Source organism: Pseudomonas sp. NPDC089758, assembly GCF_044748705.1.
In the GTDB taxonomy this organism is placed as follows: Bacteria; Pseudomonadota; Gammaproteobacteria; order Pseudomonadales; family Pseudomonadaceae; genus Aquipseudomonas; species Aquipseudomonas putida_X.
Genome location: NZ_JBIVGN010000023.1, coordinates 41,136 through 57,097, shown reverse-complemented (window position 1 = coordinate 57,097; position 15,962 = coordinate 41,136). Strand labels below are relative to the sequence as shown.

At 62.6% G+C, this 15,962-nt stretch carries 14 protein-coding genes and 1 pseudogene; 6 read left to right on the top strand and 9 right to left on the bottom strand.

The window, feature by feature from the left end; translation table 11 throughout:
- Nucleotides 1-44 precede the first annotated feature (44 nt).
- The gene (locus ACIPZH_RS23925; protein WP_241806746.1) at nucleotides 45-917 is read right to left on the bottom strand and encodes a LysR family transcriptional regulator; all 873 of its coding nucleotides are present in this window, start codon (nucleotides 915-917) and stop codon (nucleotides 45-47) included.
- A gap of 243 nt (nucleotides 918-1,160) precedes the next feature.
- On the opposite strand from ACIPZH_RS23925, the gene ACIPZH_RS23920 reads away from it, so the two are divergent.
- The 3 genes from ACIPZH_RS23920 (at nucleotide 1,161) to ACIPZH_RS23910 (ending at nucleotide 4,911) form a co-directional block, all read left to right on the top strand.
- The gene (locus ACIPZH_RS23920) at nucleotides 1,161-2,504 is read left to right on the top strand and encodes a glutamine synthetase family protein (protein WP_400638091.1); all 1,344 of its coding nucleotides are present in this window, start codon (nucleotides 1,161-1,163) and stop codon (nucleotides 2,502-2,504) included.
- A 4-nt stretch (nucleotides 2,505-2,508) separates the two neighbouring features.
- Complete coding sequence (locus ACIPZH_RS23915) at nucleotides 2,509-3,258, top strand: gamma-glutamyl-gamma-aminobutyrate hydrolase family protein (protein WP_400638074.1); 750 nt, start codon at nucleotides 2,509-2,511, stop codon at nucleotides 3,256-3,258.
- Between the two features lie 114 nt (nucleotides 3,259-3,372).
- Nucleotides 3,373-4,911 carry an APC family permease gene (locus ACIPZH_RS23910; RefSeq protein WP_241806750.1) on the top strand — a complete coding sequence of 513 codons (1,539 nt, stop codon included), beginning with the start codon at nucleotides 3,373-3,375 and terminating at the stop codon, nucleotides 4,909-4,911.
- Nucleotides 4,912-4,986: 75 nt separating this feature from the next.
- Here ACIPZH_RS23910 and gmk read toward each other — a convergent pair whose 3' ends face one another.
- Nucleotides 4,987-5,607, bottom strand: a complete 621-nt coding sequence (gene gmk / locus ACIPZH_RS23905; RefSeq protein WP_241806752.1) for a guanylate kinase — start codon at nucleotides 5,605-5,607, stop codon at nucleotides 4,987-4,989.
- Between the two features lie 13 nt (nucleotides 5,608-5,620).
- Entirely contained in the window at nucleotides 5,621-6,484 is an 864-nt protein-coding gene (locus ACIPZH_RS23900; RefSeq protein WP_267820041.1) for a YicC/YloC family endoribonuclease, read from the bottom strand.
- A gap of 227 nt (nucleotides 6,485-6,711) precedes the next feature.
- Between ACIPZH_RS23900 and rph the strand changes: the two genes are divergently transcribed.
- On the top strand, nucleotides 6,712-7,434 hold the full coding sequence (gene rph, locus ACIPZH_RS23895) for a ribonuclease PH (protein WP_012312130.1): 723 nt from the start codon (nucleotides 6,712-6,714) through the stop codon (nucleotides 7,432-7,434).
- Nucleotides 7,435-7,495: 61 nt separating this feature from the next.
- Here rph and ACIPZH_RS23890 read toward each other — a convergent pair whose 3' ends face one another.
- Nucleotides 7,496-8,275: an exodeoxyribonuclease III gene (locus tag ACIPZH_RS23890; RefSeq protein WP_012312131.1), complete on the bottom strand. Its 780-nt coding sequence runs from the start codon at nucleotides 8,273-8,275 to the stop codon at nucleotides 7,496-7,498.
- Between the two features lie 80 nt (nucleotides 8,276-8,355).
- On the opposite strand from ACIPZH_RS23890, the gene pyrE reads away from it, so the two are divergent.
- Entirely contained in the window at nucleotides 8,356-8,997 is a 642-nt protein-coding gene (gene pyrE, locus ACIPZH_RS23885; protein WP_011536401.1) for an orotate phosphoribosyltransferase, read from the top strand.
- 284 nt (nucleotides 8,998-9,281) lie between these two features.
- Here the strand turns inward: pyrE and argB are convergent, their stop codons facing one another.
- The 4 genes and pseudogenes from argB to coaBC all read right to left on the bottom strand — a co-directional run bounded on the left by argB (nucleotide 9,282) and on the right by coaBC (nucleotide 13,399).
- The gene (argB, locus tag ACIPZH_RS23880) at nucleotides 9,282-10,187 is read right to left on the bottom strand and encodes an acetylglutamate kinase (RefSeq protein WP_241806754.1); all 906 of its coding nucleotides are present in this window, start codon (nucleotides 10,185-10,187) and stop codon (nucleotides 9,282-9,284) included.
- 30 nt (nucleotides 10,188-10,217) lie between these two features.
- Nucleotides 10,218-11,591, bottom strand: a pseudogene (locus ACIPZH_RS23875) (phosphomannomutase/phosphoglucomutase); the annotation flags it as partial.
- A gap of 135 nt (nucleotides 11,592-11,726) precedes the next feature.
- On the bottom strand, nucleotides 11,727-12,182 hold the full coding sequence (gene dut, locus ACIPZH_RS23870; protein WP_012312134.1) for a dUTP diphosphatase: 456 nt from the start codon (nucleotides 12,180-12,182) through the stop codon (nucleotides 11,727-11,729).
- Nucleotides 12,183-12,187: 5 nt separating this feature from the next.
- Entirely contained in the window at nucleotides 12,188-13,399 is a 1,212-nt protein-coding gene (coaBC, locus tag ACIPZH_RS23865; RefSeq protein ID WP_400638072.1) for a bifunctional phosphopantothenoylcysteine decarboxylase/phosphopantothenate--cysteine ligase CoaBC, read from the bottom strand.
- A 130-nt stretch (nucleotides 13,400-13,529) separates the two neighbouring features.
- Here coaBC and radC point away from each other — a divergent pair, with 130 nt between their 5' ends.
- The gene (gene radC, locus ACIPZH_RS23860) at nucleotides 13,530-14,210 is read left to right on the top strand and encodes a DNA repair protein RadC (RefSeq protein ID WP_267820049.1); all 681 of its coding nucleotides are present in this window, start codon (nucleotides 13,530-13,532) and stop codon (nucleotides 14,208-14,210) included.
- A 70-nt stretch (nucleotides 14,211-14,280) separates the two neighbouring features.
- On the opposite strand, the gene ACIPZH_RS23855 is transcribed toward radC, so the two are convergent.
- Nucleotides 14,281-15,870 carry an ABC transporter substrate-binding protein gene (locus ACIPZH_RS23855; RefSeq protein WP_241804937.1) on the bottom strand — a complete coding sequence of 530 codons (1,590 nt, stop codon included), beginning with the start codon at nucleotides 15,868-15,870 and terminating at the stop codon, nucleotides 14,281-14,283.
- Nucleotides 15,871-15,962 lie beyond the last annotated feature (92 nt).

Below are 15,962 nucleotides of genomic sequence, written 5' to 3'. Positions count from 1 at the left end.
GAACCACCGCGAAAGGGCCGTAACAGACACACTCATCTTGTATCTCACAACATCGCGCCGCGCAACCTCGGGGTCAGCTCTTCGAACAATGTCTGCACCGAGCGCAAAGCCCGGCAATCGGGCCGGGTCAGCAACCACAGTTGGGTGTCGCAACCGGCCAGCGGTCCGCTCAGCGCCTCGACGCCAGGCAGCGCGTGGACCATGTAGTCGGGCAGCGCCGCAACCCCCAGCCCCGTGCTCACCAGCTGTGCAATGGTCGACATGCTGCTGCACTGGTAGCGCGGGCTCAGCCCGGGGTACTGCTGGTTGCGCCAGACCACGGTGGGGTGGTCCTGCATGGAGTCGTCCGGGGCGATCCATGGCACGTTGTGGTGAGACTCGCTCAGGCGTTCGCGCCATTGCGCCTGGCCACAGATCACATAGGACGTCGAACCCAGGCAACGGCCGACCAGGTGCTCAGGCGGCGTATTGGTCAGGCGCAGGGCAATGTCGGCATCGCGCCTGCTGAGGTTGGCGAAGGTGTTGGACGTGCCCATCTCCAGCGACAGTGCGGGGTAATTGGGCATGAACTCGGCCAGGGCCGGCAGCAGCAAGCTGTGCATGACCGCCTCGGTGCACGTCAGGCGCACGGTACCGCTGACCACCTGCTCGCCGCTGGTCATGGCGATGCGTGCGGCATCCAGTGCCTGCTCGGCGCGTTCGGCCTGCTCGGCCAGGGCCTGGGCCGTGTCGGTCGGCAGGTATCCCTTGCGGCTCTTGACGAACAGTGCGGTGCCCAGTGCCGACTCGAGCCGGCGAATCGAACGGAACACGGTCGATACATCGACCTTGAGCAGTTCGGCGGCCTTGGCCAGTGAGCGCCCGCGCTCCAGTGCCAGGACCAGCGAGAGGTCGGCGTGGGTGATCTGATATTGCATTGGTGCACGCTCTACTTGCCGAAATGCCAATGTCTGTTGCGTTGAGGCCATTTTATAGTGGAACTGCCCCCGGGAATCAATGCGCTCGGTCGGGTAACCAATCCCCACGATGGGAAAGTTAAAAAAACAACAGCTGCAACCATCGTCGCCCGTGAGGCGCCAGCCGTATCTCCTATCGCCGCAGCCCTTCAAAGGATGTACACCATGACGTCGGTCACCCCGTGCGCCAGTTCTTCCAGCGAGATGAAAGACTTCCTCCAGGCCCATCCGGAAACCCAGTACGTCGATCTGCTGATCTCCGACATGAATGGCGTGGTACGTGGCAAGCGCATCGAGCGGGCCAGCCTGCACAAGGTGTACGAAAAGGGGATCAACCTGCCGGCATCGTTGTTCGCCCTCGATATCAATGGCTCGACCGTTGAAAGTACAGGGCTTGGGTTGGACATCGGCGATGCCGACCGGATCTGCTACCCGATCCCCGGGACGCTGTGCAACGAGCCCTGGCAAAAGCGCCCGACCGCCCAGTTGCTGATGACCATGCACGAGTTGGAGGGCGAGCCGTTCTTCGCTGACCCACGCGAAGTGTTGCGCCAGGTGGTGAGCAAGTTCGATGACCTGGGCCTGGACATCTGCGCCGCGTTCGAGCTGGAGTTCTACCTGATCGACCAGGACAACCTCAACGGTCGTCCGCAGCCACCGCGCTCACCCACTTCAGGCAAGCGTCCGCAGTCGACCCAGGTCTACCTCATCGACGACCTCGACGAATATGTCGACTGCCTGCAGGACATGCTGGAAGCCGCCAAGGAGCAGGGCCTGCCGGCCGATGCCATCGTCAAGGAAAGCGCGCCCGCGCAGTTCGAAGTCAACCTGCATCACGTTGCCGACCCGCTGAAGGCGTGCGACTACGCGATCCTGCTCAAGCGCCTGGTCAAGAACGTCGCCTACGACCATGAAATGGACACCACGTTCATGGCCAAGCCTTACCCGGGGCAGGCGGGCAACGGCCTGCACGTGCACATTTCGCTGCTCGACAAGAAGACCGGCAAGAACATCTTTGCCCATGAAGACCCGCTGCAGAGCGACGCGCTGCGCCATGCCATTGGTGGCGTGCTGGAGACCATGCCGGCGTCGATGGCGTTCCTGTGCCCGAACGTCAATTCCTACCGCCGGTTCGGCGCACAGTTCTACGTGCCGAACGCGCCGAGCTGGGGCCTGGACAACCGTACCGTGGCTGTCCGCGTACCGACTGACAGCAGCGAAAACGTACGCATCGAACACCGCGTGGCGGGCGCCGATGCCAACCCTTACCTGATGCTCGCCGCGGTCCTCGCCGGTATCCACTACGGCTTGACCAGCAAGGTCGAACCTGGTGCGCCGATCGAGGGCAATTCGTACGAGCAACTGGAGCAAAGCCTGCCGAACAACCTGCGCGATGCGCTGCGCGCGCTGGATGACAGCGAAGTCCTCAACCAATACATAAGCCCGGACTACATCGATATCTTCGTGGCCTGCAAGGAAAGTGAGCTGGCCGAGTTCGAAGTATCGATCTCCGACCTCGAGTACAACTGGTACCTGCACACGGTGTAAGCCCATGAGCGCATTTGCGGTCCCCTTGATCGGTGTCAGCGCCTGCCGTCAGCAGGTAGGAAAAAACTCGTCGCACGCGGTGGGTGACAAGTATGTCGAGGCGGCCGGCTTTGCCGGGCTCCCGCTGATCCTGCCGGCCCGCGACGGCGGCAGCGACACGCAGGCATTGCTGGCCCGGCTCGATGGCATTCTTTTTACCGGCTCGCCTTCAAATGTCGAGCCGCATCATTACAATGGCGCCCCCAGCGCGGAAGGTACCCGGCACGATCTTGCACGTGACCGGCTGACCTTGCCGCTGCTGCAGGCGGCCATCGCCGCCGGCGTGCCGGTGTTCTGTATCTGTCGTGGTTTCCAGGAATTGAACGTGGCCCTCGGCGGCAGCTTGCACCAGCGCGTGCACGAGCTGCCGGGTTACCTGGACCACCGTGAACCTGAGGACGCACCCCTGGAGGTGCAATACGGCCCTCGTCATCCTGTCGGCATTGTGCCTGGCGGGGTGTTCGAGCGCCTGGGCCTGGCTGCGCAGTTCGAGGTCAACTCGCTGCACAGCCAGGGTATCGACCGCTTGGCCCCGGGCCTGCGTGTCGAGGCGCGGGCCCCGGATGGCCTGATCGAAGCGGTGTCGATGCCTGATGCGCCTGGCTTTGTGCTCGGCGTGCAGTGGCACCCGGAGTGGCGTTTTGCCGAAAACCCGGTCTCCAGGCGCCTGTTCCAGGCGTTTCGCGAGGCCTGCATTGCCCATGCTGCACGGTAGGGTCGTTACCCGAAGGTCTTGGATGACTGATACCGATACGCAAGCTTTCAATGAGTGAAAGCGCCTTGTTCGCAGGGCCTGTGACAACAATTCCAATAGTTACGGCAAATACTCATGAGCAATTACACAGAAGCTGGCCGCCCACCCGATGTGGCCGATTCAGGCAGCACTCAGCGCAGCAAAGGCCTGGCAAAAGGGCGTCTTGGCCTGTTGGCCAGCGTGGTGCTGGGCATCTCCACAATCGCCCCGGTCTACACCCTGACTGGGGCCCTTGGCCCCACCGTGCGGGAGGTCGGCCAGCACCTTCCGGCCGTCTTCATCGTTGGCTTCCTGCCTATGCTGCTGGTTGCCCTTGGCTACCGTGAGCTGAACGCGGCGGAGCCGGACAGCGGTACTTCCTTTACCTGGTCGGCCCGTGCCTTCGGCCCGATGATCGGCTGGATCGGTGGCTGGGGGCTGGTCGTTGCCACCACCATTGTGTTGTCCAACCTGGCCGGCGTGGCCGTTGATTTCTTCTATCTATTCCTGGGGCAGATCACCGGTCACCAGGGGTTGGCTGCCTTGGCGGATAACCTGCTGATCAACATCACCACCTGTTGCGTGTTCATCGCCATGGCCGTGTGGATCTGTTGTCGCGGCATGGCCACCACCATGACCGTGCAATATGGGTTGGTGGCCTTGCAGCTGCTGGTGCTGATCGGCTTTGCCTTCGCCGCGTTCGGTGAGACCACCGCGCCTGCGCCGCTGGAGTTCGACCTGGCCTGGTTCAACCCCTTCGGTGTGGAGTCGTTCTCGGCCTTTGCCGCCGGCCTGTCCTTGTCGATCTTCATCTTCTGGGGGTGGGACGTGTGCCTGACCGTCAGTGAAGAATCGATCGGCAGCGATGAGGTACCGGGCAAAGCGGCGACCTGGACCGTGCTGCTGATTCTGGGTCTGTATCTGCTCACCGCCATCGCTACCCTGCAATTCGCCGGGATCAGCGAGCATGGGCTGGGCTTGAACAACCCGCGTATCCAGGAGAACGTCTTTGCCCACCTGGCCGGGCCAGTCATGGGGCCGCTGGCGATCCTGATGTCCATCGCCGTGCTGGCGAGCACCGCCGCTTCGCTGCAATCGACCTTCGTCTCGCCAGCGCGCACGCTGCTCGCCATGGGTTACTACGGTGCGGTGCCTGAGCGCTTTGCCAAGGTTTGCCCGCGTTCGCAGACGCCACGTTACGCAACCATCTGTGCCGGCGTCGCCGCAGGCCTGTTCTACGTGACCATGCGTACCCTGAGCGAAAACGTGCTGGCGGACACCATCACCGCCCTGGGCATGATGATCTGCTTCTACTATTCGCTGACCGCGTTCGCCTGCGTGTGGTATTTCCGCCACAGCCTGTTCGACAGCCTGCGCCACTTCTGCATGCGCGGCCTGTGCCCGTTGTTGGGTGGGGTGATCCTTTCGGTGATCTTCGTGCGCACCGCCATCGACAGCGCGTCGCCGGACTTTGGCAGTGGCTCGCATGTGGCTGGCGTTGGGCTGGTGTTCGTGATTGCGGCGATCATCTCGGCACTGGGGATAGTGCTGATGATGCTGTCGCGGATGCGTGCGCCGGCTTACTTCCTGGGCGCTACCCTGCGACAGCAGGCGACCCTGCAGCTGCAGGACTGATGCTTTGGGGCGCGCTGTGCGCCCCGTTCGCGACATACCTCAGCGCGAAAGGGCCGCAAGGCGGCCCAGCTCTCTTCAGCCGATCAACTGCTTGAGCAATGCCCCGTGCCGCTCCTGCTGCTTGTTCAGCAGCAGACGGTTGGAGCGGAACACCGCCTTCAATTCCTCCAGCGCGGCATCGAAGTCATCGTTGATGATGACGTACTCGTACTCGTCGTAGTGCTGCATCTCGCTGACGGCCTCTTTCATGCGGCCGGCAATGATCTCATCGCTGTCCTGTCCGCGCCCGTCCAGGCGCTGGCGCAGCGCCTCAAGGTTCGGCGGCAGGATGAAGATCGAGCGGGCTTCAGGCATCAGCTCACGCACCTGGCGGGCACCTTGCCAGTCGATTTCCAGAATCAGGTCATCGCCCCGGTCCAGCACTTGCTGCAGCGTGCTACGCGAGGTGCCGTAGAAGTTGCCGAACACTTCGGCGTGTTCAAGGAAATCGTTCTTGTCGATCAGCGCCTTGAATTCGTCATGACTGACGAAGTGGTAGTTGACGCCATGCTCCTCGCCCGGGCGCTTGCCGCGTGTGGTGTGCGAGACGGAAACGCTGATGCGTTCGTCTTCCTTGATCAGGGCGTTGACCAGGCTGGTCTTGCCGGCACCTGACGGGGCCGAGACGATATAGAGGGTGCCGCTGCTGTGGTTCATGGTAGGGGTGGCCTTACTCGATGTTCTGTACTTGTTCACGCATTTGTTCGATCAGTACCTTCAAGTTGACCGCCGCTTGCGTGCTACGCGGGTCGAAGGCCTTGGAGCCCAGGGTATTGGCCTCGCGGTTGAGCTCCTGCATGAGGAAGTCCAGGCGCCGGCCAGCGGCCCCTCCGGACTTGAGCACCCGACGCACTTCATTGACATGGGTGCTGAGGCGGTCCAGCTCCTCTGCGACGTCGCTCTTTTGTGCCAGCAGCACCATCTCCTGCTCGAGCCTTTGCGGGTCGAGCTCGGCCTTGAGGTCGCCGAAGCGGTCGATGATCTTCTGCCGTTGTGCGGCCAGCATCTGCGGTACCAGGGCACGCAGTGTGGTGACCTCGCTAGCCATGCTGTCGAGCCGCTCGTTGATCAGGCGGGCCAGCTCTTGGCCTTCGCGCAGGCGCCCGGCTTTCAATTCGGCCAGGGCCTCGTCGAACAGTGCCACCGCTTCGGCATTGAGCGCCTGCGGGTCGCTGGCGTCGGCCACCAGCACGCCCGGCCAGGACAATACCTCCAGCGGGTTGAGCGGTGCCGGCTGCTTGATCAGGCCGGCCACTTCTTCGGCGGCGGCAACCAGTTGCGCGGCACGCTCGTGGTCGACCTTCAGGGGTTTGCCGTTGCTGTCTTCGTGCAGGCGCAAGGTGCATTCAACCTTGCCGCGCGACAGGCCTTGGCGCAGCCCCTCACGCACCGCCCCTTCCAGGTCGCGCAGGGCGTCGGGCAGGCGCAGATGAGGTTCAAGATAGCGGTGGTTGACCGAGCGCAGTTCCCAGACCAGGGTGCCTTGGCTGCCTGCGCGCTCGACACGAGCAAAAGCGGTCATGCTGTGCACCATGGTGAGTACCTCGCGTAGATGATGTGAACGGGAAAGCCTTTCGGCTGCAAGGCGCAGGATTGTAGCGCAGTGTGCCCTTGGCGCCCAATCCGCCCATGTTACAGAGCCCTCGTCTGCCGGTGGGAAAAGGCGACAGGCTGTGCGCGGCGCGACGATAAGCATGTCCTCACCGGGCTACGGGCTTTATAATGCCCGGCAGATTCAAAGTCCCAGTACAGGTATCCCAGATGAAACGTCCAAGTGGTCGCGCCGCCGATCAGCTCCGCTCGATCCGCATCACCCGCAACTACACCAAGCACGCCGAAGGGTCGGTACTGGTCGAGTTCGGTGACACCAAGGTCATCTGCACGGTCAGCGTTGAAAACGGTGTGCCGCGCTTCCTCAAAGGCCAGGGCCAAGGCTGGCTGACCGCCGAGTACGGCATGCTGCCGCGCTCCACCGGTGAGCGTAACCAGCGCGAAGCCAGCCGTGGCAAGCAGGGTGGTCGCACCCTGGAAATCCAGCGCCTGATCGGCCGCTCGCTGCGCGCCGCGCTGGACATGAGCAAGCTGGGTGACATCACCTTGTACGTCGACTGCGATGTGATCCAGGCCGATGGCGGCACCCGCACGGCCTCGATCACCGGCGCCATGGTCGCCTTGGTCGATGCCCTGGCAGTGATCAAGAAGCGTGGTGGCCTGAAGGCCGGCAACCCGCTCAAGCACATGATCGCCGCCGTATCGGTGGGCATGTATCAGGGTGAAGCGGTACTCGACCTGGACTATCTGGAAGACTCCGCTGCCGAGACCGACCTGAACGTGGTCATGACCAGTGCCGGTGGTTTCATCGAAGTGCAGGGTACTGCAGAGGGTGCGCCGTTCCAGCCCGAAGACTTCAACGCCATGCTGGCGCTGGCGCAAAAGGGCATGAACGAGATCTTCGAACTGCAGCAGGTCGCTCTGGCCGACTGATTGAGCCTGCAGGTACAAAAAAGCCGACATCGATGTCGGCTTTTTTTTGCCTGAGCAGTACTCAGATGGTCAACGTCCAGTCATAGTCGACGATCAGCGGCGCGTGCTGCGAGAAGCGCGGCTGTCGCGGCAGGCGCGCATTGCGCACGAAGCGCCGCAGGCCTGGGGTGAGGATCTGGTAGTCGAACCGGTAGCCCAGGTTGAGCATCTCGGCCTGCTCGTTGTCTGGCCACCAGCTGTACTGGTCACCCTCACGGCTGACTTCGCGCAGGGCATCCACATAGCCCATGTCGCCCGTGATCGCATCCATCCAGGCACGTTCAGGCGGCAGGAAGCCGGGCGACTGCTGGCTGTCACGCCAGTTCTTGATGTCGAGCTTCTGCTGCGCCACGTAGAACGAGCCGCAATAGATGTACTCACGACGCTTGCGCCGCTGCTTGTCCAGGTACTTGGCGAAGTCGTCCATCAACTTGAACTTCTGGTTCAAGTCGTCGTCGCCGTTCATGCCCGAAGGCAATAGCAGGCTGGCAATACTGACTTTGTCGAAATCTGCTTGCAGATAACGCCCGTAGCGATCGGCTGTCTCGAAGCCCAGGCCGGTGATGACTGCCTTGGGCTGCATGCGCGAGTAAAGTGCCACGCCACCTTGGGCGGGTACCTCCGCGTCGCAGGCATAAAGGAAATAGCCATCGAGCTGGAAAGCTGGGTCGTCGAGTTCAAAGGCCGAGGCGCGGGTATCCTGAAGGCAGATGACGTCGGCATTCTGGGCTTGCAGCCAACTGAGCAATCCACGCTCGGCTGCAGCCTGAATGCCATTTACGTTCACACTGATGATCCGCATAAATGGCCCCAAAAATCTCGTGCGTGTATGATACCCGAGCTCAACCCATTTAGCTAAATCCGTGGTGTCCGGGACTTTCCATGCAGCCGTATCAGCGCGACTTCATCCGTTTTGCCATCGATCGCGGCGTTCTGCGCTTCGGTGAATTCACCCTGAAATCGGGGCGTACCAGCCCGTATTTCTTCAATGCCGGCCTGTTCAACACAGGTTCTGCCCTGGCTCAGTTGGGGCGTTGCTATGCGGCGGCCATCGTCGACAGCAAGATCCCGTTCGACGTACTGTTCGGCCCGGCCTACAAGGGTATCCCGCTGGCTGCGGCCACCGCCGTGGCCCTGGCCGAGCAACATCAACTGGACGTACCGTGGTGCTTCAACCGCAAGGAAGCCAAGGATCACGGCGAAGGCGGCAGCCTGGTCGGCGCGCCATTGGCCGGTGATGTACTGATCATCGACGACGTGATCACCGCCGGTACCGCCATCCGCGAGGTCATGCAGATCATCAATGCCCAGCAGGCCAAGGCCGCTGGCGTGCTGATCGCGCTCAACCGCGAAGAGCGCGGCAATGGCGAATTGTCGGCGATCCAGGAAGTGGAGCGTGACTTCGGTATCCCGGTAGTCAGCATCGTTTCGCTGACCCAGGTGCTGGAGTTTCTGGCCGATGATCCGCAGCTCAAGCAGCATCTGCCGGCGGTCGAGGCCTATCGGGCGCAGTACGGGATCTGACTGCGGCTCGGAAATGAAAAAGGCGACCTTCGCGGGTCGCCTTTTTTTATGCGTTGCCTATACGGGCGCTATCGCCGGCAAGCCGGCTCCCACATGGATTGCGCCGGCTTTTGGACGTTGGGCAAGCCAGTTGCCCCACAGGTAAGCGCAGGCCTGAAGAGCTACGCGGTCGTGATGGGAGCCGGCTTGCCGGCGATGGGCTGCGCAGCAGCCCCCATAGCGGAGCCGCAATAGCCCGAGCGCGATCGATCGGGCCAGCGAGCAGCTGGAGCCACTTTCGGCGATCAGTGACGCTTGCGGTTGCTGATCAGGGTGCCCACGCCACTGTCTGTGAAGATCTCCAACAGCACCGCATTCGGTACGCGGCCGTCGATGATGTGCGAGGTCGTCACGCCGCCCTGAACCGCATCCAGCGCGCACTTGATCTTTGGCAGCATGCCGCCGTAGATGGTGCCGTCGGCGATCAGTTCGTTCACCTGCTCGGTGGTCAGGCCGGTCAGGACCTGGCCTTGCTTGTCCATCAGGCCGGCGATGTTGGTCAGCAGCATCAGCTTCTCGGCCTTAAGTGCTTCGGCCACCTTGCCTGCCACCAGGTCGGCGTTGATGTTGTACGACTCACCGTTGGCGCCCACGCCGATAGGCGCGATCACCGGGATGAAGTCGCCTTTGACCAGCATGTTCAGCAGGTCGGTGTTGACGCTGACCACTTCGCCGACGTGGCCGATGTCGATGATTTCCGGCTGGGTCATCTCCGGCGTCTGGCGGCTCACGGTGAGCTTCTTGGCGCGGATCAGCTCCGCGTCCTTGCCGGTCAGGCCGATGGCGCTGCCACCGTGACGGTTGATCAGGTTGACGATGTCCTTGTTGACCTGGCCCCCCAGCACCATTTCAACCACATCCATGGTTGCCGCGTCGGTGACACGCATGCCGTCGATGAAGTGGCTTTCGATCGACAGGCGCTTGAGCAGGTCGCCGATCTGAGGGCCGCCACCGTGCACGACCACCGGGTTGATGCCCACGGCCTTCATCAGCACGATGTCACGGGCGAACCCGGTCTTGAGCTCTTCGCTCTCCATCGCGTTGCCGCCGTACTTGATCACCAGGGTCTTGCCGACAAAACGGCGGATGTAAGGCAGCGCTTCGGACAAAACCTCGGCTACATGGGAAGCGGCATCGCGATCGAGGGTCATGCAGGGCTCCTGTAAGGAACAGATAGTCGGTCAGAACGGCAGTTGCAGCTCAGGGGCAACCCGCAGCAACTGGGCGCGGAAAACATCCTTGATACGTTGCAACTCGGCGTCGGTTTCGGCCTCGAAGCGCAGCACCAGCACCGGTGTGGTGTTGGAGGCGCGAACCAGGCCCCAGCCTTGGGCATAGTCGACCCGCACACCGTCGATGGTGGTCAGGCTGGCTTGGCCCCAGTCGGCGTCGCGTTGCAGTGCATCAATGATGCTGAATTTACCCTCGTCGGTCACATCAATATTGATTTCCGGCGTCGAAATATCGTTCGGGAATGCGGCAAACAGGCTTTCGGCGTCCTGCTCGGCCTTGCTGAGGATCTCCAGCAGGCGTGCAGCGCTGTAGATGCCGTCGTCGAAACCGTACCAGCGCTCCTTGATGAAAATGTGCCCGCTCATCTCGCCGGCCAGCAACGAACCACTCTGCTTCATCTTCTTCTTGATCAAAGAGTGACCAGTCTTCCACATCAAGGCGCGGCCGCCGTGTTGCTCGATCAGCGGTGTCAGGCGGCGGGTGCACTTGACGTCGAAGATGATCTCGGCCCCCGGGTTGCGCGCCAGCACGTCCTGAGCGAACAGCATCAGCAGGCGGTCGGGGTAAACGATGCTGCCGGTGTTGGTCACTACACCGACGCGGTCACCGTCGCCGTCGAAGGCCAGGCCGATATCGGCACCGGTTTGCTTGACCTTGGCGATCAAGTCTTCAAGGTTTTCAGGCTTGCCCGGGTCCGGGTGGTGGTTGGGGAAGTTGCCATCCACCTCGCAGAACAGTGGGATGACTTCGCAGCCCAACGCTTCGATCAGCTGCGGCGCGATAACGCCGGCAGCGCCGTTGCCGCAGTCCACCACCACCTTGAGCTTTTTCGCCAGCTTCACGTCAGCGACGATCTGCTGGAAGTAGCGCTCGAGGATCTCGACCTTCTCCACGCTGCCTTCGCCACGGGTCAGGTCATTGGTTTTCAGGCGGGTCAGCAGGGCCTGGATCTGTTCGTTGGCCAAGGTATCGCCGGCGATGACGATCTTGAAGCCGTTGTAATCCGAAGGGTTGTGGCTGCCGGTCAGCATCACGCCGGACTTGCCGGCCAGGACGTTGGCAGCAAAATACAGTGCCGGGGTCGGCACCAGGCCAACATCGCTGACCTGGCAACCGGCATCGGCCAGGCCTTTGATCAGCTGTTCGACCAGCAGCGGGCCGGACAGGCGGCCATCGCGGCCAACGGAAATCTGTGGCTCGCCTTGAGCGAGCGTCTGCGCGCCAATGGCGCGGCCGATCCAGTAAGCGGTGTCGGCGTGCAGGGTCTTGCCGACCACGCCACGGATGTCATAGGCGCGGAAAATACTGTCGGGCAGTGCAGGGACCAGTTGGGCCATGTCGTTCATCTCTGGAAGCTCCATTAGTCAAAGGCTGTCTGGGCAGGCGCAAACTGAACGCTTGGACGGTGGTTTCATCAGAGAGTTCGCCATCCATGGCCTGAACGGTCGCCGGTCGGCTCAGTGGCTGCCGGAATGGCCGAAACCGCCGGTGCCGCGCTGGCTTTCGTCGAAGGCCTCGACGACTTCAAAGTGCGCTTGTACCACCGGTACCAGCACCAGCTGGGCGATGCGCTCGCCAACGGCGATGGTGAAAGGCGTGTTGCCACGGTTCCAGCACGACACCATCAGCTCACCCTGGTAGTCCGAGTCGATCAGGCCGACCAGGTTACCCAGCACGATGCCATGCTTATGGCCCAGGCCCGAGCGGGGCAGGATCATCGCGGCCAGGCCCGGGTCGCCGATATAGATCGACAGGCCGGTAGGAATCAGCAGGGTCTGGCCCGGCTCCAGGACGGTGTCTTCCTTGAGCAGGGCGCGCAGGTCCAGGCCGGCGGAGCCAGGGGTGGCATATTGCGGCAGCGGAAATTCACTGCCCAGGCGTGGGTCGAGGATCTTGGCTTGAAGAGCGTGCATGTAACTTATTGAACCTGGTTGAGCCGTTCGGCGATGAAGGCGACCAGTTGCCGGGCAATCTTGCCTTTGCTGGTCTGCGCGAAGAGGGTTTGATGCTGCTGGCGGTCGATCACGGTCAGGGCATTTTCCTCGCTGTTGAAGCCGATGCTGGGGTTGGCCACATCATTGGCGACGATCAGGTCGAGGTTCTTGTCCTTGAGCTTGCGCGTGGCGTAATCGAGCAGATGTTCGGTCTCGGCAGCGAAGCCGACGCTGAACGGGCGGTCGTTGCGGCCAGCGATGGTGGCAAGGATATCGGGATTGCGCACCATCTGCAGCAGCATGCCGTCGCCTGTCGTGGGATCTTTCTTGAGCTTTTGTGTGGCAACGACCTCCGGGCGGTAGTCCGCGACCGCTGCCGAGGCGATGAACAGGTCGCACGGCATGGCCGCCTCGCAGGCTGCAAGCATGTCCCGCGCGCTGACCACGTCGATCCGGTTGACCCGGTCCGGGGTCTGCAGATGCACAGGGCCGGTGACGAGGGTCACCCGAGCACCGGCTTCTGCGGCCGCCTCGGCCAGCGCGAAACCCATCTTCCCGGAGCTATGATTGGTGATGTAACGCACCGGGTCGATGTTTTCCTGGGTGGGCCCGGCGGTGATCAGCACGTGTTTGCCGGTGAGCGCCTGGCGCTTGAAGCTCTCGGCGGCGCACCAGGCCAGGTCGGTGGCTTCAAGCATGCGACCCAGGCCTACGTCGCCGCAGGCCTGGCTGCCGGAGGCCGGGCCGAACACCTGGATGCCACGGGTCTTGAGCAGCTCTAGGTTGGCCTGGGTCGCCGGGTCGCGCCACATGGCCTGGTTCATGGCCGGCGCCACGGCCACGGTGGCGTCGGTGGCCAGTACCAGGGTGGTCAGCAAGTCGTCGGCCATGCCTTGTGCCATGCGCGCCATGAGGTCGGCGGTGGCGGGGGCGATCAGTACGAGGTCGGCCCATTTGGCCAGCTCGATATGGCCCATGGCCGCTTCGGCGGCAGGGTCGAGCAGATCCATGTGTACCGGGTGGCCGGACAGCGCCTGCAGGGTCAGCGGGGTGATGAATTCAGCACCACCACGGGTCATGACGACGCGCACTTGCGCGCCGTGCTCCAGGAGTCGGCGAATCAGCTCGGCGCTCTTGTAGGCGGCAATGCCGCCCCCCACGCCGAGAACGATGCGCTTGCGATACAGCCGCTGCATAGGCTTGCCTTTTTCCAGAGAGAGCGGGCAGCGACGAACAGGATTGCCTGCGGCAGAACGTCGCATGTACGAGGCGAAATAGATTAACACAGGGCCTAAACGTGTCGCAGCAGGGCGCAGAGGAGATGCAATGAAGATAAGGGAGTGGCCAGCCGAGGAGCGGCCCAGGGAAAAGCTGATGCAGCGAGGGGTGGGCAGCCTTTCAGATGCCGAATTGCTGGCTGTGTTTCTCGGCTCTGGCGTGAGAGGCCGCAACGTGGTGGAGCTGGCGCGAGGGTTGCTCGCCAGGTTCGGCGGCTTGCGCCAGTTGCTCGAGGCTGACAGGGAAGCATTCGTGGGGGAGCTCGGGCTTGGGCCGGTGCGGTATGGCCAGTTGCAGGCACTGCTGGAGATCGGCCGGCGCAACCTTGCCACAGCGATCGAGCGCGACTGCGCCCTGGAGAGCCCTTCGGCGGTGCGCAGGTACCTGAAAGCCATGCTGCGTCATGAGCCCAGCGAAGTATTTGGCTGCCTGTTCCTGGATAGCAAACACCGGCCGTTGGCGTTCGAAATCCTGTTCAGAGGGACGATCGACCGGGCCAGCATCTATCCGCGGGAGGTGGTGCGCCGTTCGTTGATGCATAACGCTGCGGCATTGATTCTCTGCCACAACCATCCTTCGGGGAACAGCGAGCCGAGCCAGGACGATGTGCACATGACGCTTGCATTGAAGCAGGGGTTGGCGCTGATCGACGTGCGGGTGCTCGATCACATCATCGTGGGTGATGGGGAGCCACTGTCGATGGTGGAGCAGGGGTGGATTATCGCTTAGTTGCTGCCTGTCTGCAGGCTCGACCAGCCGCCGGCAAGCCAGCGGTGGGTCGAGCCTGCAAAGCCAAGGGTCAGCGTTTCACCGAAACCTTGCTCAGGTCCAACCGCCCGAACGGGCTTACCTGATACCCCTCGACCCCGTCGCGCAACAGCGCTGCCGCCGTCGGGTGCGCCAGCGGCACCCAGAGCGCCTGTTGCTGAATCAGCGTCTGCGCCTGCTGGTACAACCGGCTGCGCACGCTCTGGTCGTTGGTGGTGCGCCCTGCACTGATCAACTGGTCCAGCCGGCTGTCACAGAACCGTGCGAAGTTGGTCCCCGACTTGACCGCCGCACAGGAAAACTGCGGGCTGAGGAAGTTGTCCGGGTCGCCATTGTCACCGGCCCAGCCCATGAACAGCAGGTCATGCTCGCCGGCCTTGGCCCGACGGATCAGCTCACCCCATTCGATCACGCGGATTTCAGCCTTGATGCCGATCTTGGCCAGGTCTGCCTGGAGCATCTGCGCGCCCAGGCTTGGGTTGGGGTTGAGCAGGCTGCCCGACGGGCGGGTCCAGATCGTGGTGCTGAACCCCTCTGCGTAACCGGCTTTGCTCAGCAGCGCCTTGGCTCGCTTGAGATCTAGCGGGTAGCCGGGCAGGTCCTTGGCATAGCTCCAGGTGTTCGGCGGGTAGGGGCCGTTGGCGGCGGTGGCGGTGCCTTCGAAAACGGCTTTGAGGTAGGCCTGCTTGTCGAAGGCCAGGTTGATTGCCTGGCGCACTTCAGGTTTGTCCAGCGGCGGGTGCTCGCTGTTGATGGCCACGAAGGCTGTCATGAAGGCCGGCGTCGTGGCGACCTTCAGGTTACCGTCCTTGCTGGCTTCGGCAACGTCCAGGGGCTTGGGCGACAGCGCGACCTGGCATTCCCCACGCTTGAGTTTCTGCAGGCGTACGTTGGCGTCGGTGGTGATGGCGAAGATCAGTGGATCGACCGCAGGCTTGCCATCGAAGTAGTCAGGGTTGGCGCGGTAGCGCACCACGGCGTCCTTCTGGTAACGCTGGAAGACGAACGGGCCGGTGCCGATCGGCTGGCTATTGAGCTTTTCCGGGGTGCCTGCCTTGAGCAGTTTGTCGGCGTACTCGGCGGAGTAGATCGAAGCGAAGCCCATGCTCAAGGTGGCCAGGAACGTGGCGTCGGCGTGGGTCAGGGTGAAGCGTACGCTGTTCGGCTCCGGGGCCTCGATCGATTTGATCAGGCTGCCCAGTTGCAGTGATTGGGCGTGCGGGTAGCCACCCGGTGCGGTCTTGTGCCAAGCGTGAGCGGGGTAGAGCATGCGCTGGAAGCTGAACAGCACATCGTCGGCATCAAGCGCGCGGGTTGGCTTGAAATAAGGCGTGGAATGGAATTTGACCCCGTCACGCAGCTTGAAGTCGTACACCAGGCCGTCAGTCGACACTGTCCAGCTCTGCGCCAGGCTTGGGACGACCTTGCCTTGGCTTGCGTCGAACTCGACCAGGCGGTTCATCAGAACGTCGGCCGAGGCGTTGGTGGTGGTCAGCGAGTTGTACTGGACCACGTCGAAGCCCTCGGGGCTGGCTTCGCTGCAGATACTCAGTGGCGCGGCCTGGGCGATGCCGGCAGCAAGCAGGGTGGTGAGCATTAAGGAAAGGGCGGCGGCACGCATCGTGGCTCCTTGGCTGTCAGTGGCCCATCTGCCAGAGCAGTCTGGAAACGTCCTACCCTAGTGTGCGCATCAGCAAATGACCACCCTCTTTT